Source organism: Polaromonas sp., assembly GCF_039932935.1.
In the GTDB taxonomy this organism is placed as follows: domain Bacteria; phylum Pseudomonadota; class Gammaproteobacteria; order Burkholderiales; family Burkholderiaceae_C; genus Polaromonas.
Map to the genome: position 1 here is coordinate 24970 of NZ_JBDTPB010000050.1, position 18519 is coordinate 43488.

Consider the following 18519-nt stretch of genomic DNA (forward strand, 5'->3'; position numbering starts at 1 on the left):
CCGACTGGTTTCGGTCCTTAAGAAATTAAGCAAGGGGACCGGCCGCATCGGCCTCCTGGCTCCCGCTGGCGTTTGCCGGGCGCAGCAGCAGCGCGCCCAGCACGGCTGCGCTGGCGGCAAAGACAGCGCCCACGACAAATGCCAGCTGATACCCGCCGTTGAGGGCCTCCAGCGCCTGTGCGCCCGCGCCGGCCAAAGTGCCGGTGCGCGCGGCGGCCAGGCTGGCCAGCACAGCCAGGCCCAGCGCACCGCCCATCATGAAGGCGGTGTTGACCACGCCTGAAGCAACACCCGACTCGGCCGGATCCACATCGCTCATGGCGGCCAGCAACACCGGGTTAAAGGCCATGCCAGCGCCCAGACCCAACAGCAGCATGCCGGGCAGCACGTCGACCACAAAGCGCCCGCCCACTGGTGCGCGGGCAAAGAGCGCCAAGCCCACGGCAGCCAGTAAAAGGCCGGCAGCCAGCGGTGCGCGTATGCCAAACCGCATGACGATTTTGGCCGACAGGCCCAGGGAGAACGCGGCCATGATCAGGTTGGCGGGCAAAAAGCCCAGGCCGACCTGCAGGGCGCTGTAGCCCAGCACCAGTTGCATGTACAAGGCCGAAATAAAGAACCAGGCAAACATGGCCGCAGCCCACAAAACCCCGACCACGTTGGCGGTGGCGACATTGCGCAGGCGGAAAAGACCCAACGGCACCAGCGGCGTCGTGACCCTGGCTTCGATGACCAAAAAGACCGCCATGAGCACGGCGGCTGCACCCAGCAAGCCGAGGGTCTGGCCCGAGAGCCATCCCGCCTCGTTGCCATTGACGATGGCGTAGACGGCCAGCATCAGCCCGGTGGTCACCGTGACGGCGCCTCCCAGGTCAAGCCGCGCGCCGCTGGCCTGGCCTTTACCGCCGGGCAGAAGGAACAGGCACAGCGCGAACACCGCGCCGCCTATGGGCAGGTTGACCAGGAAGATCCAGTGCCAGTTCAGTGAGTCGGTCAGCACGCCGCCCAGTAACACGCCGATGCTGCCGCCGCCCGCACAGACGAAGCCGTACACGCCCATGGCCTTCGCGCGCTCGGCCGGCTCGGTGAAAAGATTCATGATCAGCGACAGCGAGATCGCCGACACCACAGCGCCGCCCAAGCCTTGCACCGCCCGCGCCACCACCAGCAGGCCCTGCGAGTTGGCCAGGCCGCAGGCGAGCGAGGCCACGGTGAACAAGGTGAGCCCGGCCAGGAACAGCCTGCGCTGGCCGTACAGGTCACCCAGCCGGCCGCCCAGCAACAGGAAGCCGCCAAACGTCAGCATGTAGGCGTTCACCACCCACACGAGCGAGGTTTCGGTGAACTGGAGGTCTGTCCGGATGGATGGCAGCGCCACGTTCACGATGGTGGTGTCCAGCACGATCATCAACACGCCCAGGCAGAGCACCATCAGGGCCCACCAGCCCTTTCGGGTTTCCATGGGTTTTGTCATCGACGGGTTCTCCTCGGGTTCAATGGGGGTCAATAGGGTTCAATTTGGCAAAGCCGAATGCTATCAAATGAATAGCTGCTTGCGCACGATGCTATTGGGCTGTCGGCCATTTTCATACTGAATTTCGGCAAAAGCGACACACGAGGCCGCAGCTGGCGCAGCGGATGACTTTGCCTTGCGGTGGCGTGTGCACGTCCTACAAACGCATCCGTATTTGGCGGATAGAAATCGCAGTTTCGGCTGGCTATCTTGGCTCTGGAAACGGGAGCACCGTGGCCCTCCCGGTACGTATGCAATACAGGCTGCTGACTAATCCCAAACCTATCCCAAACTTACCCCAAGGGACTTCTCATGCTGTTGACCCCATCTCCCGGCCGGGCGACCCGCGCCGCCAGACTTGCGAGCCTTGCCGTGATGGGCAGCGCCGGCTTCTTGACCCTGCCAGCCCTGGCAGACCCGTCGCCCGCGCTGGACCGCGCCAGTTTTTCGATCGGCGCGTTTCATGCGGACCCCACCTTTAACGCCGCCGTGAACACCCGTTTCGGGCGGCTGGACTCCGGTGATGTCAACCGCAGCAGTGTGACCATGCCGCGCATCAAGGCCGACGTGCTGCTGTTTGACAGCCAGGGCCTGTCGCTGGACTACTACCAGTTCAAGCGCGGCTATTCGGATTCTCTGGTCAGCAATGTCAATGTTGGCAGCGGCACCGTGACCACCACGGGCACCGCCAACCTGGACGTGAAGCTGGACTTTGCCAAGCTGGCTTACAAGTGGTGGCTGGGCTCGGGCAATACCGTGCTGGGCCTGGGCGCTGGTGCCGCTTACTACCGCGCCAATCTGGACCTGCGCGCCACGGCGGCGGTTGGTGGGACTACCGGTGCCATCGCCGAAAGCTACAGCGACGATGCCGTCGCACCGCTGCTGGAAGTGGGCCTCAGGCACGCCATCAGCCCCGACCTTCGGCTGTTTGCCGATGCCTCCGGTGTGAAGAAGACCGGCGGCAGCGTGCGCGGAGAAATCTACAACGCCGCGATCGGCGTGGAATGGTTTCCGCTGAAGAACGTGGGCGTGGTGCTGGACTATGGCCTGACCGACATTGACCTGCACCGCGACGACAGCAACGCGCGCTTTCGCGTCAAGCTCAAGGGGCCTTCGGCTTTCCTGAAAGTGCGCTTCTAGAACTGCCTGGTCGCTGTGCACGAGCGTGAAGAACGTTCGCGCCCTGCGCCCGGGTTATCGGTTGAGAATGTGAAGGATGTTGCCATCCAGATCCTTGAACCAGGCGCCCTTGTAGTCACCTGCTACATGCGCATCGCCCTCTAGCGTCATGCCCGGCATGTCGTAGTGTTCAAACACCACGCCTCTGGCCTTGAGCGCTTGCAGGATGCCGTCGAACTCGTCGCCCACGCTCCAGGTGGCTGACGTCGCCTGGTTGGTTCCGGCAAAGGACGACACATACACCACTACGGTGGCGGTTCCGCTTTGGTAAGTGAGGACGCCCTCTTCAGAGGTTTCGAGGGGCGTGAGGCCCAGCGTGCCTCCGTAGAATTTCTTCGCGGCCGCAAGGTCTTTGACGGCAATGGTGGCCATGGCGTTTCGGTTGGCAAGCATGCTGCAGTCCTTTCATAGAGGGTCCAGAGGAAATTTCGTTTTATATAGGGATACCATGCCAAACCGCCAGGAATTGCCTGCAAGGAAATGTTTCGGCCTGTGCCTACGCGGTAAAGCAGCGAAACACCCTGCAAGTTGACTGGCACTTCCGCGCGAAATGGCATTCAATCAAGGCATGAACTTTTTACCCTTCACCGCCACACCGACGACGCTCACCTTGCGATCTACCCTCAGCCGCACCGGAGGCAAGCTTCACCGCGGAACAATGATGCTGGTGGTGGCCACTGCGGCCGTGCTGTACGCCACCAGTGGGCATGCGCAGGCCCCAGAGCCGGCCGCTGCGGTGCCCGGACCTGCGGCAACAGAGCCCCAGCCGCCCGCGTCCGCTTCAACGGCCCCGTCTGGCCCCAAATACGCCGCCAAAGATTTAGAGCGCGCCTTCAATTTCATGGACAAGGACAACAACGGCAAAGTCAGCCGCGACGAGGCCTCCAACTTTCGCGGTGTCGCCAAGCATTTTGATGAAGCCGACACCAACAAGGACAACATGCTGTCCCGCGAGGAGTTTGAGCGGGCCATGAATGGGCCTAAACCGCAGTAGGCGAGTTCTTTTGCGGGGGTAGCACCCCCCGTTCGCGCAAACCCGCCAAAGTGCTTCTTCTCTTCAGGTCGGTTGTCCCACTCTGCGACGGGGTGCGCGCGAATTCAGATTGCTATAAAAACCATAGCTGGTGGCGCACGTCTATCAAGGCCGGAGATCGGATTTCACGAATATTTTCGACAAACCCACCGCACTCAGGCCGCACTGCGACCCGTGTCGTGTCAGCTCTCTGCCTGCGTTCCTGATCCGGTCTGGTCGAGCACGCGCCGCAAGGTCTCAAGCAGCTCGGCGTTGGAGGTTTTGGCTTTGAGCAGCACGGCGGCGGCACGCGTTGCCTGAATCCTGTCTACTTCCAGTGCCGAGAAAATCACGACCGGTGGCGGCCCGCTCATGGCCTCGATGTCCTTGAGCAAATCCCATCCCGACCCCCCCGGCAAGCTGAGGTCCAGAAGGATCAGGTCGAAGCGCTGCTCCTTCAGCCGGTCACGCGCCTCCTGCACTGTGTCGGCAAAGACGAAGGTTGCGAAACCTTGCGCAATGGTTGCGGCTATGCGCTGGATATCGGGGTCGTCTTCGACATGCAGGATCACGGAGCGGGCTTCCGCCGAGTCGGCAATGGCGCGCTGCACACCCAGCACCAGCAGGTTTTCGTCAATGGGCTTTTCAAGCCAGTCGGACACCGTCAGGGACTGGTCATTAAATTGAATTCTCCCTTCGGCCGCCGAGGCCGACACCACGACGATGGGCACATCGCGGGTATGCAGCTGGGCGCGCAGCGCGCGGATCAGCGCAATGCCGTCCTGGTCGGGCAGCTTCAGGTCGATGGTCACGGCGGCGTAGCGTTTTTTAACCAGCTTCGCGACGGCTTGCTCCGCCGTGAAAGCTGCCTCCGTCTCAAAGCCGCCCTTGTCCAGCATCATGCTGATCAGGCGGGAAATGTCCGGATCGTCTTCACACACCAGAATGCGTGGCCGCTGCTCCACCAGCGCGGCGAAACCTGAGGTGCGCACCGGCGAATCCACCCATTCAGGCAGTTCGAAGAAAAAGGTGGTTCCCACGCCCGGGTCGGTGTGAAAGCCGATGCTGCCACCCAGACGCTCAATGATGGCCCGCGAGATGTTGAGGCCCAGGCCGGTACCGCCTTTCTGGCGTGTATCGGAAGAGTCGGCCTGGGAGAACTTCTGGAAAATCCGGTTGCGGAATTCCTCCGGAATGCCGGGCCCGTGGTCTCGCACCTCAACGCGTATGCCGGTTTCGCTGCGTGCCACATGGATGTCTACCGTGCCGCCTTCGGGGGAGAACTTCATCGCATTGGACAGCAGATTGGTCACCACCTGCGTCAGCCGGTCGCTGTCTACCCTGACCTGCAACTCCCGGTCGGGGAAATGGAGCTGCAAACGGACATTTTTTGCCGCGCCGTAGCCTTCGTTGGCGGCCAGCGCTTGCTCGAGCAAGGGCTGAAGCTCGATCACCTGGAAATCAAGCGTCATCTTGCCGGACTCGATCTTCTCGATGTCCAGGATGTCATTGATCAGCCTGATCAGGCGCTCGCAGTTGCTCTTGGCAATGCCCACCAGCGTCTTGACAGCGTCGGGCAACTGGCCGGCGACGCCACCCGAAATCAGGCCCAGTGAACCCCGGATCGAGGTCAGTGGCGTGCGAAGCTCATGGCTGACCGTCGAGACGAATTCGCTCTTCATGCGGTCTATGCGCTTGAGCTCGGTGACGTCGTTGGCCAGGGTGTAGAAGCCAATCACCTTGCCTTCGTCGGCGCCTTCGCCGTAGCGCGGGAAATAATTGACCATGTAGTCGCGCATGCCGCCGCGGGCGGTTTTCTGCGATCGCTCGTAGACCACCGGGTAGCCCTGCAGCACCTCTTCCACCCGGGGCTTGATCAGCGCGTACATCTCATCGCCCACGATGTCCCGGATGGTCTTGCCTTGGAGCTGCTCCTGCGTCATGCCGAAGACTTCCTCGTAGGCCCGGTTATGAAAGCACAGGCGCTGGTCGGCGTCGGCGTAAGTGATCCAGGCCGGCACCGTGTCGGTGATTTCGCGCAGCTGCGCTTCGCTGGTGCGCAGGGCCTCGGTGACACGGCGGATTTCGGTGGTTTCGCGTCCCGTGCCGCGGTAGCCGGTGAATTTTCCGTTGGCGTCGAATTTCGGCACGCCGCTGATGCTGAAGTAGTGCAGCCGCCCCTTGGAGTCGCGCCGTGTACTTTCAAGGTCGCGGAAAACCTCGTGCCGGGCTATCGTGGCCTTGTACTCGGCCAACGCGGCGGCTTCGATGTTGATGTAGTCGAGCTCCCAGGCAGTCTTGCCATGGGCCAATTTCGGGATGCCTGAGGCGCTCGGGGCTTCGCCGGGAACCTCGACGAAGCGGAAGTTCTCGTCCTGCTCCCAGAACCAGTCGGAGGACAGCGCCGTGAGTGCGCGAAAACGCTCCTCGCTCTCACGCAGAACCTGCTCGGTCAGCTTGCGCTCGGTGATGTCCTGGATCTGGGCGATAAATTGAAGCGGCTTTCTATCGGCATCACGCACGAGGGAGCAGCTCATGTAGCCCCAGACCGTGCGGCCGGACTTGTGGATGTAGCGTTTTTCCACATGGAAAGATTCGATTTCCCCGGCCAGGGCCCTGCGGCGCTGTTCCAGGTCCCACTCAATATCGTCGGGATGCGTCAGGTCATAGATGGTGCGCGACAGCATTTCGGCTTCGGAATAACCCAGCATCTGGCAAAAAGCGGTGTTGACCTTAAGCCGGCGGGAATCAATGCCGATCAGCGTCATCCCGATGGCCGCATGTTCAAACGCGTTGCTGAACTGCTTGTCGCTGACCGTGAAGACATCGTTGTCCGTGCTGATGGCATCGCCTCTTGCGGTGGTCGCGTCGCCGGCGGTGTCCCCAAACGCATTAGCGGGAAAAACGCTTTCCGACGACGCCGTCCCGGCCTCGTCGGACGGGTCTTCCACCGGCATGGCTCCTGCCTGTTCACCGCCGAGCGTGAAATAAAAGGTGCTGCCTTCACCCACCGACGAATGGGCCCAGATCTTTCCGCCGTGGCGCGTGATGATGCGTTTGACCGTGGCCAGCCCGATGCCGCTGCCGGCAAATTCGTCCGGCGAATGCAGCCGCTCGAAAGTGCCAAAGAGCTTGTTGGCGTAGGCCATATCGAAACCGGCACCGTTGTCCCGCACAAAGTAAACCACTTGGCCGTCGGTGCCTGCTTCTTTTCCGATCAGTATCTCGGTGTGCGGTTTTTTCGATGTGAATTTCCATGCGTTGGCGATCAGGTTTTCGAGCACCTGGCGCAACAGCGCAACGTCTGCCCGGCCCCACATGTTGGGCTCAACGGTAATCTGCACCAGGCGGTCCGGGTCGTTTTCCATCCACTGCTTGATGATCTTGGCCGCCTCGGTACTGATATCGACAGACTCCCAGTTCAGGCTGGTCCGGGACAGCTGGGCCAGGGACAGCAAGCCGTCGGTGAGTTCCCCCATGCGCCGGACACTGCTGCGTATGCGGCCGAGGAAGTGGTGAGCGCGCTCGCCAGCTTCGCGCGGCACGGCTTTTTCAAGCAAGGCGCAGAAGCCGTCAATGGTGCTCAAAGGTGTGCGCAGGTCATGCGCCACCGAATACGAAAACGCCTCGATCTCCCGGGTCGCGGCTTCCAGTTGGGCGGTTCTGCGCAACACGCGTTTTTCCAGATTGACGTTGAGCTGGACGATCTCCTGCTCCGCCTGCCGGCGCTTGCTGACGTCGGTAATGGTGCTGACATACCCCGACGGCGCGCCGCTCCCATCCACCAGCGGTTGCACGTTGATCAGCGCCCAGAATTCACTGCCGTCGGCCCTGCGGTGACACACCACGCGGTTCAACTGTGGCTGGCCTGTACGAACAGCCGCAACGCTGGGCCACTCTTCCCTGGGCATCGGCGTGCCGTCTTCACGGAATCTCTGCCATTCGGGCTCGACCGAAGGCTGGCCCTGGAGCTGAGCCAGGGTTCTGCCAAGAATGCGCTCGGCGCTGGCATTGCAGTCAACGATAAGCCCCCCGGCATCCCGCAGGATCACGCCCTCGGCCAGGGCCCCCACCACCGCCCTGAAGCGGCCCTCGCTGACACGCAGCGCCGTCTCGACTTCCTTGCGCGACGTGATGTCGGTGCCCACGCCCCGATAGCCCTCAAAAGACCCGTCTTCGCCAAACACCGGCTGCCCGCTGACGCTGCGGTAAATCGCGCGGCCGTCCTCGTTCGCCAGGCGGTATTCAAAATTGCGAAACGGCAAATGCGCTTGCAACACGGCCTGGTGGTCTTCCCATGTGCCGACCAGCGGTGCAGAACCGGGGAGATCCCAGCGGCGGTGCCCCTCTCCAATGACCTGGGTTCCCAGGGTGAAACGCAGCGGATCATTGGAGACAAAGGTATTGCGGAAGTCTTTGTCCTGTTCCCAGTACCAGTCGGACGAAAGACCGGTGAGGCTGCGAAAGCGCTCTTCGCTTTGGCGCAGTTTGGCCTCGGCCTCAAGCCGCGCAGTGATGTCGGTGCCTACGCCGCGATACCCGGTGAAACGGCCTTTGGCATCGACCATCGGCTCCCCGCTGATACACAAGGTGACGCGCTGGCCGTTTTTTTCTTCGCGCTCGTATTCAAAGTTCCGGAAGACTTCGTGGCGCTCCAGCAGGGCGCGGTGACGGGCCCATAGTTCCTGGTTGGCTTCGCTGTGGTCAATCTCCCACCGTGTTTTCCCGATGTGCTCGTTGATGGCGAGCCTGGCTTCCGCCGTTTTCCCCCCCGAAAGCTTGGTGAAGCGGAATTTGTCATCGGTCTCCCAATACCAGTCGGAAGAAAGGCTCGTCAGGCTGCGGAACTGGAGTTCGCTGCTGCGCAGACGCTCCTCGTCTGCCAGCCGCTGGGTAATGTCCTCCGCAGTGATCAGGACATGCGTCACCACGCCGCTGGAATCCTTCAGTGGAACCTTGCGCATGTGAACGCGAATGACACCTTTGTGCTTGGTCTGGTTAAGGCGGTCGGGGAAATCCTGCATCTTGCCGTCAGCGATCAGGGCAAGATCGGAGGCGTGCATGTTGTGGGCGTGAGCCTTGGGCCACAAATCATGAACCGTGTGGCCCAGCGCTTCCTCACGCGTATAGCCATAAAGCTCTTCAGCAGCCCGGTTCCAGGCAAGGAAACGGTGGTCCGTGGCTGATTTCAGCTGAAGAGCGATGGGGACGTTCTCGACGATGTCATCGAGCAAGCGCGCGCCCTTACGCACTTTTTCCTCAGCACGCCTGCTGGTTGTTATATCGCGCGTAATACCGCGGTAACCGATGAACTCCTCATCCTTGTTGAACACCGGCACGCCGCTGATGGAAAAATAATGCGCAACGCCGTCCTCCAGCACCCGTATGTATTCGAAATCGCGGAAGGGCTGGCGTTTGGCCAGCATGGCGCGGTGGTCTTCCCAGGACGTGCTGACCGGCAGGGCGCCTGGCAGTTCCCAGCGGCACTTTCCCACGGAACTGTCGAGGTCTTCGTCCTGTGACCTGTTGCTGTCTTCGGCCGTGAAGTCGGTAAAACGGAAATTGGCGTCCTGCTCCCAATACCAGTCCGCCGAGATAGTGGCCAGGTTGCGCAGGCCGCGGATGTCATCCCGAAGCGCTTCGACCGCCCGCTGCTGCTCGGCGAGTTCGAGCTTCAGCGCTTCGTTGGCGGCCGCCAACGCGAGCGCCTCGGCCCGTAGGCGCTGCTCAGCCTGTTCGCTTGTCTCGTCGCGCTTCATAGGGCAACCTGCCTGCTCACAGCGCCACACTGCAAAAGCACGGACGCACCCACCAGGCCAGATTCACAATGGACTGCGGTGAATGCGCTGGGCAAACTGGAGTTCATCCGGTGATGGTGACTTTCTTTACAAAAAAGTGGGCGCCGCGCGAAGAGCTGGCTTTCAAGGCGCCGCACTGCAAGTGTGTAATGCTGCATGTTATTGCGCCATAGGACAACACCCTGATTTCTTTTGCACAAGCCGTCGACAAAGCATGCCATTTTTTTGCATACTTAGGGCCTCTTTAAGGACTAACCATTAAGTCCTCTTGCCTACATCGCGGCCCTTTTTGGCGTGCCCTGGTAATTAATTCCTTCAACACTCTCGCAACGGAATGTTTCGACATCAGGCTCGCGGTCTTGCGCCCTGACCGCGAGGCGGGGCTCGACGCCTGCGCTACCATGGGCGCTCCCCCTTTTTTCAGTGACAAAGAGCGACTCCCGATTGAAATACCTTGTGGCTGTTCGGGCCCTGTGCGAGTTCACGGCCAAGCATGGCGACCTGGACCTGCGCTTTACGCCGTCTCCCTCCGCGCAGGAAGGCATGGCCGGCCACGCCCTGGTGGCGTCTCGCCGAGGGGAGTCTTACCAGGCGGAGGTCAGCCTGGAGGCGGAATACAAGACCCTGAAGGTGCGCGGTCGCGCCGACGGCTATGACCGGGAGCAAAACCAGCTTGAAGAGGTTAAAACATTTCGCGGCGACCTGCATGCGATGGCCGACAACCGCCGGCATCTTCATTGGGCTCAGCTGAAGGTTTACGGCTGGCTGCTGTGCCAGGCCAAAAATCTGCAGACCGTCAACCTGACACTGGTGTACTTTGACGTGGCCACCACACAGGAAACGCCGCTGACCGAGCAGTTTTCTGCCGCGTCGCTCAAGGAATACTTCGAAATGCTGTGCGAGCGGTTTCTGGTGTGGGCCAACCAGGAACTGGCGCACCGCCAGGCACGCGACTCCGCGCTGCAAACGCTGGCCTTCCCGCACCCCGAATTCAGACCGGGCCAGCGCGAGTTGGCCGAAGCGGTTTATAAAACAGCCCAGGCCGGCACCTGCCTGATGGCGCAGGCCCCCACGGGCATCGGCAAAACCATTGGGACGGTATTTCCGCTGCTCAAAGCGGTGCCCAAAAAGCAGTTCGACAAACTCTTCTTTCTGGCGGCTAAAACGCCGGGCCGGGCACTGGCGCTTGAGGCCCTGCACCGCATCAAGCGCAGCGCCCACGACGCCGAAAAGCCCCTGCCCTTGCGTGTGCTTGAACTGGTCGCACGCGACAAGGCCTGCGAACACCCAGGCAAGGCGTGTCACGGCGATGCGTGCCCCTTGGCCAAAGGTTTTTACGATCGCCTGCCGCAGGCGCGCAAGGCGGCAGTCGACCACGCGAGCAGCCACGGGCCGCTGGATAAAACCGCCCTGCGCGCCCTGGCGCTGGACCACCATGTATGCCCCTATTACCTGAGCCAGGAACTCATCACCTGGTCTGACGTGGTGGTGGGCGACTACAACTATTATTTTGATACCACCGCATTGCTTCATGGCCAGACGGCAGGCAACCAGTGGCGTGTGGGCGTGCTGGTCGACGAAGCGCACAACCTGGTGGAGCGCGCGCGAAAGATGTACTCGGCCACGCTGGCCCAAGACCAGCTCCAGCAAGTGCATGCGACGGCGCCGCGTGCTGTTCGGAGCGCCCTGGAGCGGCTCAACCGAAGCCTGAACGAGCTGCTCCAGCCGCAGCAGGCCCTGAACGAAGCGTACCGCGTCTACCCGGAGCTCCCCGCCCCTTTTCTGAAGGTGCTGGGCCAGGCACTGACCCAGATCACGGACTTCTTGCTGGCCAACCCGACACGCATGGACGGTGCCTTGCAGGACTTTTATTTCGAAGCGCTGCATTTTTCACGGATGGCCGAGGTCTTTGCAGAGCATTCGCTGTTTGATGTCACCCTGCAGCCTGGCCATACCACCGTCGGCCCAGGTGACGACAACGCAGCGGTACCGGGAGAACAGGTTCTGCTGAATGACCGGCAAGCCGGCGCGGTGCTGAACATCCGCAACGTCGTGCCCGCGCCCTTTCTAGCGCCGCGCTTTGCCGCAGCGCAGTCGACAGCGCTGTTTTCTGCCACGCTCAGCCCACAAAATTACTACGCCGATACGCTGGGCCTGCCCGCAGGCACTGTCTGGACGGACGTTCAGTCGCCCTTTCTGGCCGAGCAACTGCAAGTCTGCGCGGTGCGCGACGTCTCCACACGTTTTCAGCATCGCGCGGAGTCGCTGTCGCCGATCGTTGAACTGATGGCGCGGCAATACGGCGACAAACCGGGCAACTACCTGGCTTTTTTGAGCAGCTACGACTACCTGCAAAAACTTGTCGCCTTGTTTCGGCGGCGCTACCCGCATATTCCGGTTTGGGAACAAACGCGCGGCATGGAAGAAGCGGCCCGGGATGCCTTCCTGTCGCGCTTCACGCCCACCTCACAAGGCATTGGCTTTGCCGTGCTGGGCGGCTCGTTTGCCGAAGGCATTGATCTGCCCGGCGATCGCCTGATTGGCGCTTTTATCGCCACGCTGGGTTTGCCGCAAGTCAATCTGGTGAATGAGCAGATCCGGGAACGCATGAGCGCCAACTTCGGTGCCGCACAGAGCTACGACTACACCTACCTGTACCCGGGACTGCAAAAAGTGGTTCAAGCGGCCGGGCGGGTGATCCGCACCACCTCAGACCGCGGCGTGGTGTACCTCATTGACGACCGCTTTACGCGGCCGGAAATCCAGGCCCTGTTGCCGGGTTGGTGGAAAGTCACACGGCTGCGCGCGCGCCGCGGCGAGCCGGCCACAGCTTGACCTGGCATCTAAGACCCACAAAAAAGCCCGCAGATGCGGGCTTTTTGCAGGGTACAGGGACCCCATCTATCCAATGCGGGTGCTAGAACACACCGAACAGCATCAACAGCAAAATAACGCTGAGGGGAACGCCGAGTAACCAGGCAATGATAGGCATATGTTTCTCCTAAAGTTGTTGTCAGGTGAAAGACAACTTCACTGTAGAAGCTTGCCCAAAGCGCCTTTGCCAGCCTGCAGCCTTGCCTGAAGTAAGGAATCGCTGACGCCGGTGTAGTTGCGGACCTTGCGGTGGGGGGTTCTGCGGCGAAGAAGTCGTGAATTTAAAGTGAAATAGGCCGCCAGCCCAATCAAGATGTGCGCAAGCAGCTACTAAATTAGTAGCAAGTTGGTAGCAAGAAGATGCATGAATGCGGTGAAGCCATCCTCTTGGGCACGGCATGGCCCATGCGACATTGAGCCCCAAACCTTCCAGAAGGCATGAGTGCAGGGGCTTTTTTAGCGCTGGCTGAACTGCAGCGCGCCCAGCATGCGCTGCACCGGCTGGGTCTCCGGAAGGATATACACCACACCCCGGCTTTTGCCCAACACGGGGCCTACGACAGTTTCATAGAAACTCACCGGGACGACGACGCAGCCCAGCGAGATGCGGTTGTCGTCAGGTGTTTCGGAAGCCAATCGTTCTGCGCGGCGCTCTGCCTGGGCGGCAGGACGAAGACGATGGATTGCCAGCTTGGCCGTGTAATCGATCCACACAATGGCCTCGCCCTGGAGGTTGTGGCCGGGCTCGGAAACAAAACGCCCCGCCGGCGTGGTGCGTTCGTCCACGCGAAGGCTGCCAACACTGCGCTGCGCCATACCGGGCACCGCATGGTCACCGGGTGTCAAGCCGGTCAATACCGGGGAAACGCCGCGCAGCTGCCCCGTCGCCTCGAATACAAAAATGCGCCCGCCTTTTTTGTCGACCATCACAAAAGGAAGCCCCTGGTTGTCGCGAGAAGACATAACCCAACGCAGGGCGTAGCGTGCATCAGGCGAGGCGGATACCAAGGCTCCTTCGGCCGCAATGTTGTCGCCAACCGCCTCAAGGGCGTCCGGTATGCGTGCTGGTTGCGACTCAAGAGGAGTGGCAGACACCTGGGCGGAGGTGGCGCCGAGAATGGCCAAGGCAATCGTGCAAACGATTCTTGCGTGCAGTGCCTTTGCGTTCAACAACATCCTGGTCCTGGGGAGTGAATTCATGAGCCTGTGCGCAAGCGCATCAGAAAGCCGGTTTCGCCCTCTCGGGAGAAGTCCGGCTGGTTGCATCATGTTAGCGATGCAAGCAAATGTTCACAACGGAAAACCCTCAGAAACCCGGGACGGGTCGCTATCCTTTTTATAGCTATACGCCGTTGAATGCATTGCGCATTCGGGCCTTTTTTCTGACAAAAATTATTGAGCGGCCATTTCGTAACAGGTGCGAAAACAGGACATTTTTCGCACTTTAGGTGTGAGGTTGCAACAACACAGAAAAGTAGGAAGCGGGCCTGTTACAAATCCCGCGTGAAAAGATGGGAAGACCCACTAAGAGTGAGAAGACCTATGCAGCGGGACGAAGCCCCTGCTTGCCGGCCAGCGCATGGGCGGCAGGGAAAACTTCAGCCAGCGGTTTGACTTCCGGCAACACGTAAATCACGCCATAACTCGCATTGAATGCAGGCTTGAGCACGTCTTCAAAAAATGCGACCGGCATGTTGATGCAGCCGTAGGAAATACGGTTGTCATCTGTGCGGGGCGACGCCAGCCTTTCCAGCCTGCGCTCCTTGGGTTCCAGTGTCCGGACGCGGTGCATGGACACAGCCGCGTCATAGTCAACCCAGACGACATCTTCACCCAAGGTATTTCGGCCAGGCTCGCCCATAAACCGGCCTGCAGGCGTGGTGCGCTCATGCGGCTGCACTTGCGCGATGGGGCGTCCACCGATTCCAATGACCGAGTCATCACCGACAGCGGCTCCTATCAACACCGGTGTGGCACTGCGTAATTTTCCGGAGGGTTCAAAAACAAACACCTTGGTGTTGAGCTTGTCGAGAATGACAAAGAACAGACGGCGGTTGTCTCCGGACGAAACCACCCAGTTGGCAACCTGCCGCGCCTCGTCCGAGGCGGGCTCTTCGCCGAAATCGGCAAAGTGCAAGGTGGGCGCCAATTGCAAGGTGCCGGGCGAAACAGCTTGGGGGGCGGGTGAAGAATGAGGCCGCGCGTGAAAAAGGGGTAGCGCCAGCACCAGCAACGCTGCACCCAGCAATATGCCTTGCTTGATACCGTCAAAAATATCCGAGCGCGAGGTGGCGTCTGTTTCAGTGCTGGGCGACACCGCATTCGGCAATTGAGAAGCAGGCGTTTCAAACATGTTTTGAGACCGGAACATGGTCACGTTGAAAACGACGACAGGGTGTTAGACGTGAAAATGCTCCGGAAGCCGAGCCTGTCAAAGACGAGGCTCCCGGAGCGAGTCAAAGCGCATGAGGTTGGCTTAGTTGCGGTCAGCCTGTGCTGGACGCTCGGTCTGGAAGCCAGCGGTGTTGCTTTCAGTCGTGGTAGCGGGTGCCGCCGAGCTATCGGGGCTGGTGGTGCCCTGGTTTTGCATGGTCTGGCTGGAGGTGTCTGCAGGCGTAGCAGGTGTCGTGGTGGTGTCGGTCTGGGCATATGCCAGTCCAATGGAACTCACAACGGCGGCAGCGGCCACTACGGAAGCCAGGGATTTAGAAACTTTCATGATGTGTTGCTCCTTGAGTTGTGCCTAGAAGGGGCACCGGTTGGTAAATGGCTGGCCTGATTGCCAGCTAAGCCCAATTTACGAAGGAGACCTTGGGTACGCCGTCGGTCCGGTACGGCCACTGGTGTAGGACAAGCGAGGTCACAAAATGCTACGCAGTGAACCAATGTAAACACACACGCCGGGCATGTGAGTGGTTCATCGTTCCCTAAGCGAACGACATCGGCACTGCCAATCCGCGTTATTCGTTGGGGTTATTGCCTTTTACGCCATGCTCGGCCTTGATGGCCAGCTGGATTTTTTCCAACTCATCGATGAGTTGATCAATACGCGGCAAGTCTTTGACCGGCGCTTCCTGCAGGGCTTCGAGCTGCGCGCGAAGACGCGCGTATTCGGACTGCAGATCGAATTTCATGCTGGTACCGCACCGGCCTGGATGCCGGCGCTTCTTCCGGAGTGCGTATCAGTTGCGCCCGCCGCAAGACCTTTCTTCGCCGCCTCAGCGCCGGCTGCAACGCCGAACAAGTCAACCTGTTGAGGCTCATCGCGACGCGGGCCATATTGAAGGTCGGGACCAATCACACGCTGCAGCTCACCATACCCGGTGGCCAGTGCACTGTCATAAGCAGTAAAACTGGTATCGGAGCAGGAAAGCGATTCAAACACCAGGGGATCCGCGTGGCTCTCAAGAATGCGCCAGAAAAATTCACCTGGAGCACGCTCTTCAACGGTCAAGGCGAGCGAACGCAAGGGTGCGTTGAGTCTGGCATTAACCAGCGTGGATTGGCTCATAAAAATCCTCAGTAAAAGGCCGTGTCGGCCGGGCATATGGTGTTGTGCAATTGAGCATGCCACCCGAACAAATCAAGGGAGTGAAAAGTAACTTTCAGCATCGCACGGGCTCTTGTGACTCTTGTGACTCTTGCGGTATCAGCACAGCAGCTCACCAGACCAGGCTGTTCCACGATGATGGCGCTGCTCGATTTCATGTTGGGTGAGATCGGTTGAATGTTTTAGGTGAATGTTTTATTAACCATCGCACATCGCGGCACAAGCCGGCGTGTGTACCGCGACAGTTTACGCAAAACATGGCGGCGTACAGCGGTGATTAGTACCTCAAAAATGTAGGAAAAGACCGATAAAAGCGCTTTATGAGGCGCCATGTGAAATGGTTATATTGCAGGGGTGCCTCGCGAGTGCATTTTGCGCAGCGGCTATTGACAACACGTCGACAACAAGTCCATGAAAAACCTCTATAAATATTTCTTTCGTGGCCTCATTACCATCCTGCCGGTGGCGCTGACGATCTACTTGCTGTATATCTTTTTGGCGTGGATGGAAACCGCTGCCTTGTGGATGTTGCGGCCCTTGATTGGCGGTTTTTACGTCCCTGGCATGGGGCTGGCTTTTGGGGTACTGAGCATCCTGGCAATCGGCTTTCTCGTCTCCCAGCAAAGCGTTCGCAAGGTGCTTTCTTTCGCGGAACTTCCGTTTACCAACCTGCCGGTGGTCAAGAGCATCTACTCGTCGCTCAAGAGTTTTGCCGACTACTTTGCACCGTCGGGCAAACAGGGCGAGCAAAGCGTGGTGATATTGCGAATGCCCGGGCACGCAATGGAAATCGTCGGCCTGATCACGCGCCGCAGCTTCGCAGACCTGCCATCGGGCTTCTTGCCGGGCGAGCGTGTCGCGGTGTATTTGCCAATGGGCTACATGATCGGGGGCTATACGGTTTTTGTGCCGACCGACTGGGTGCAACCCATTGACATGTCGGTAGAAGAAGCCATGCGCTCTTCGCTGATTGCATGGATGGCACGTCCCGCAGCGGCTGGCGAACGCGGCAACAAGTAGCACCCGCGGCGGAGTTCATCCAAAAGGCAATAAGGTCGTAGGGCCGTAAAGCAGCAGGACAAAGCATTCTTGCGTGTCAGTGGTAACGGGTTGTGAGGGTGTGGTTTTCCACATCCAAAAACCGGATGGCAGGACTATATTTGGCGACCCAGTCACCACATACCGCATTCATTGAATGCGCCCCTGCCATGTCAACACCCACCGCCACCCGCAAGTTGCCCCTTTACCGGTCACTGTATTTGCAGGTGATATGCGCGGTGATAGCCGGGGTCGTTCTGGGTCACTTCTATCCCACAATCGGCGCGGACATGAAACCCCTGGGCGACGGGTTTATCAAGCTCATCAAGATGATGATCGCGCCGATCATCTTCTGCACCGTGGTGATCGGCATCGCCGGCATGGAAGACATGAAAAAGGTGGGCAAGACCGGTGGGTTGGCACTGCTTTACTTTGAGGTCGTCAGCACCTTCGCGTTGATCATTGGCCTGGTGCTGGTCAACGTGCTCAAGCCCGGAGCGGGCATGAATGTCGATGTTTCCACGCTGGACACCAAAGCCATCGCGGCCTACACCGGGCCGGGCAAGATGGTGGGCACCACCGACTTCATTCTCAATATCATTCCGTCCACGTTGGTGGACGCGTTTGCCAAGGGCGAAATCCTGCAGGTGCTGTTGATCGCCGTGATGTTCGGCTTCGCGCTGCACCGCTTCGGTGGCCGCGGCACGTTGGTGTTCGACTTCGTCGAAAAAACCTCGCACGTGCTGTTCACCATCGTCGGCTTCATCATGAAGCTGGCGCCTATAGGTGCTTTCGGCGCGATGGCTTTCACCATCGGCAAGTACGGCGTTGACTCGCTGTTCTCGCTGGGCAAGCTGATGGGCGCCTTCTACCTGACTTGTCTGATCTTCATTTTTGTGGTCCTCGGCCTGATTGCCAGGCTGCACGGCTTCAGCATCTGGAAGTTCATCAAGTACATCAAGGAAGAGCTGCTGATCGTACTGGGCACCTCATCGTCCGAGTCTGTGCTGCCGCGCATGATGGAAAAGATGGAGAATCTGGGCGCGAAGAAGACCACCGTGGGCCTGGTGATCCCGACCGGCTATTCCTTCAACCTGGATGGCACGTCCATCTATCTCACCATGGCGGCTGTGTTCATCGCACAGGCCACCAACACGCCGATGACGCTGATGCAGGAAATCACGCTACTGGCGGTGCTGCTGCTCACGTCAAAAGGCGCGGCGGGCATCACCGGCAGCGGCTTCATCGTGCTGGCCGCCACGCTGTCGGCCGTGGGCACCGTGCCCGTGGCCGGGCTGGCGCTGATCCTGGGGATAGACCGCTTCATGTCGGAAGCGCGGGCGCTGACCAACCTGATCGGTAACGGCGTTGCCACATTGGTCGTTGCCAAGTGGACCGGCGAGCTGGACACCGACCGGCTGAAAGCGGGGCTCAATAACGAAACCTGGACCGAAGCCCAGGAGCCGGAAGTGCTGCTCAATCAAAAAACGGAGCACATGGCAGGCAACCGCCACTGAAGGCAACGGCCACTGAAATGACCAAGCCCGGCAGGCGG

General features: G+C 60.0%; 13 protein-coding genes. 5 read left to right on the forward strand and 8 right to left on the reverse strand.

The features are described 5' to 3' along the window. Positions 1–25: 25 nt before the first annotated feature. Positions 26–1474, reverse strand: coding sequence for a DHA2 family efflux MFS transporter permease subunit (locus tag ABI546_RS09575; protein WP_348046364.1), 1449 nt, complete (start codon positions 1472–1474; stop codon positions 26–28). A 351-nt stretch (positions 1475–1825) separates the two neighbouring features. On the opposite strand from ABI546_RS09575, the gene ABI546_RS09580 reads away from it, so the two are divergent. After that, positions 1826–2653, forward strand: coding sequence for a hypothetical protein (locus ABI546_RS09580; RefSeq protein WP_348046365.1), 828 nt, complete (start codon positions 1826–1828; stop codon positions 2651–2653). A gap of 54 nt (positions 2654–2707) precedes the next feature. On the opposite strand, the gene ABI546_RS09585 is transcribed toward ABI546_RS09580, so the two are convergent. Then, a complete protein-coding gene (locus tag ABI546_RS09585) occupies positions 2708–3085 on the reverse strand; it encodes a VOC family protein (protein WP_348046366.1) in 378 nt (125 codons plus the stop codon). Positions 3086–3260: 175 nt separating this feature from the next. On the opposite strand from ABI546_RS09585, the gene ABI546_RS09590 reads away from it, so the two are divergent. Beyond that, the gene (locus tag ABI546_RS09590) at positions 3261–3686 is read left to right on the forward strand and encodes an EF-hand domain-containing protein (RefSeq protein WP_348046367.1); all 426 of its coding nucleotides are present in this window, start codon (positions 3261–3263) and stop codon (positions 3684–3686) included. A gap of 221 nt (positions 3687–3907) precedes the next feature. Here ABI546_RS09590 and ABI546_RS09595 read toward each other — a convergent pair whose 3' ends face one another. Continuing rightward, positions 3908–9463 (reverse strand): PAS domain S-box protein, encoded by a 5556-nt coding sequence (locus ABI546_RS09595; RefSeq protein WP_348046368.1) that lies wholly within the window; start codon positions 9461–9463, stop codon positions 3908–3910. A gap of 483 nt (positions 9464–9946) precedes the next feature. Here ABI546_RS09595 and ABI546_RS09600 point away from each other — a divergent pair, with 483 nt between their 5' ends. Further along, complete coding sequence (locus ABI546_RS09600; protein WP_348046369.1) at positions 9947–12337, forward strand: ATP-dependent DNA helicase; 2391 nt, start codon at positions 9947–9949, stop codon at positions 12335–12337. Between the two features lie 495 nt (positions 12338–12832). On the opposite strand, the gene ABI546_RS09605 is transcribed toward ABI546_RS09600, so the two are convergent. The 5 genes from ABI546_RS09605 to ABI546_RS09625 form a co-directional block, all read right to left on the reverse strand. After that, positions 12833–13552 carry a hypothetical protein gene (locus ABI546_RS09605; protein WP_348046370.1) on the reverse strand — a complete coding sequence of 240 codons (720 nt, stop codon included), beginning with the start codon at positions 13550–13552 and terminating at the stop codon, positions 12833–12835. A gap of 364 nt (positions 13553–13916) precedes the next feature. Further along, positions 13917–14729 (reverse strand): hypothetical protein, encoded by an 813-nt coding sequence (locus ABI546_RS09610; RefSeq protein WP_348046371.1) that lies wholly within the window; start codon positions 14727–14729, stop codon positions 13917–13919. A 123-nt stretch (positions 14730–14852) separates the two neighbouring features. Continuing rightward, on the reverse strand, positions 14853–15095 hold the full coding sequence (locus ABI546_RS09615) for a hypothetical protein (RefSeq protein ID WP_348046372.1): 243 nt from the start codon (positions 15093–15095) through the stop codon (positions 14853–14855). Between the two features lie 241 nt (positions 15096–15336). Further along, positions 15337–15510 carry a hypothetical protein gene (locus ABI546_RS09620; protein ID WP_348046373.1) on the reverse strand — a complete coding sequence of 58 codons (174 nt, stop codon included), beginning with the start codon at positions 15508–15510 and terminating at the stop codon, positions 15337–15339. Then, positions 15507–15887: a hypothetical protein gene (locus ABI546_RS09625; RefSeq protein WP_348046374.1), complete on the reverse strand. Its 381-nt coding sequence runs from the start codon at positions 15885–15887 to the stop codon at positions 15507–15509. Before ABI546_RS09625 ends, ABI546_RS09620 begins: the two co-directional genes overlap by 4 nt. Before the next feature lie 450 nt (positions 15888–16337). On the opposite strand from ABI546_RS09625, the gene ABI546_RS09630 reads away from it, so the two are divergent. Then, entirely contained in the window at positions 16338–16946 is a 609-nt protein-coding gene (locus tag ABI546_RS09630) for a DUF502 domain-containing protein (RefSeq protein ID WP_348046375.1), read from the forward strand. Positions 16947–17134: 188 nt separating this feature from the next. Beyond that, on the forward strand, positions 17135–18481 hold the full coding sequence (locus ABI546_RS09635; protein WP_348046376.1) for a dicarboxylate/amino acid:cation symporter: 1347 nt from the start codon (positions 17135–17137) through the stop codon (positions 18479–18481). The last annotated feature ends 38 nt before the right edge of the window (positions 18482–18519 follow it).

What these genes read in the sequence shown, in the direction of transcription:
- ABI546_RS09575 (WP_348046364.1), bottom strand. Translation starts at nt 1,474, where the DNA reads ATGACAAAACCCATGGAAACCCGAAAGGGCTGGTGGGCCCTGATGGTG.
- ABI546_RS09580 (WP_348046365.1), top strand. Translation starts at nt 1,826, where the DNA reads ATGCTGTTGACCCCATCTCCCGGCCGGGCGACCCGCGCCGCCAGACTT.
- ABI546_RS09585 (WP_348046366.1), bottom strand. Translation starts at nt 3,085, where the DNA reads ATGCTTGCCAACCGAAACGCCATGGCCACCATTGCCGTCAAAGACCTT.
- ABI546_RS09590 (WP_348046367.1), top strand. Translation starts at nt 3,261, where the DNA reads ATGAACTTTTTACCCTTCACCGCCACACCGACGACGCTCACCTTGCGA.
- ABI546_RS09595 (WP_348046368.1), bottom strand. Translation starts at nt 9,463, where the DNA reads ATGAAGCGCGACGAGACAAGCGAACAGGCTGAGCAGCGCCTACGGGCC.
- ABI546_RS09605 (WP_348046370.1), bottom strand. Translation starts at nt 13,552, where the DNA reads ATGTTGTTGAACGCAAAGGCACTGCACGCAAGAATCGTTTGCACGATT.
- ABI546_RS09610 (WP_348046371.1), bottom strand. Translation starts at nt 14,729, where the DNA reads ATGTTTGAAACGCCTGCTTCTCAATTGCCGAATGCGGTGTCGCCCAGC.
- ABI546_RS09615 (WP_348046372.1), bottom strand. Translation starts at nt 15,095, where the DNA reads ATGAAAGTTTCTAAATCCCTGGCTTCCGTAGTGGCCGCTGCCGCCGTT.
- ABI546_RS09620 (WP_348046373.1), bottom strand. Translation starts at nt 15,510, where the DNA reads ATGAAATTCGATCTGCAGTCCGAATACGCGCGTCTTCGCGCGCAGCTC.
- ABI546_RS09625 (WP_348046374.1), bottom strand. Translation starts at nt 15,887, where the DNA reads ATGAGCCAATCCACGCTGGTTAATGCCAGACTCAACGCACCCTTGCGT.
- ABI546_RS09630 (WP_348046375.1), top strand. Translation starts at nt 16,338, where the DNA reads ATGAAAAACCTCTATAAATATTTCTTTCGTGGCCTCATTACCATCCTG.
- ABI546_RS09635 (WP_348046376.1), top strand. Translation starts at nt 17,135, where the DNA reads ATGTCAACACCCACCGCCACCCGCAAGTTGCCCCTTTACCGGTCACTG.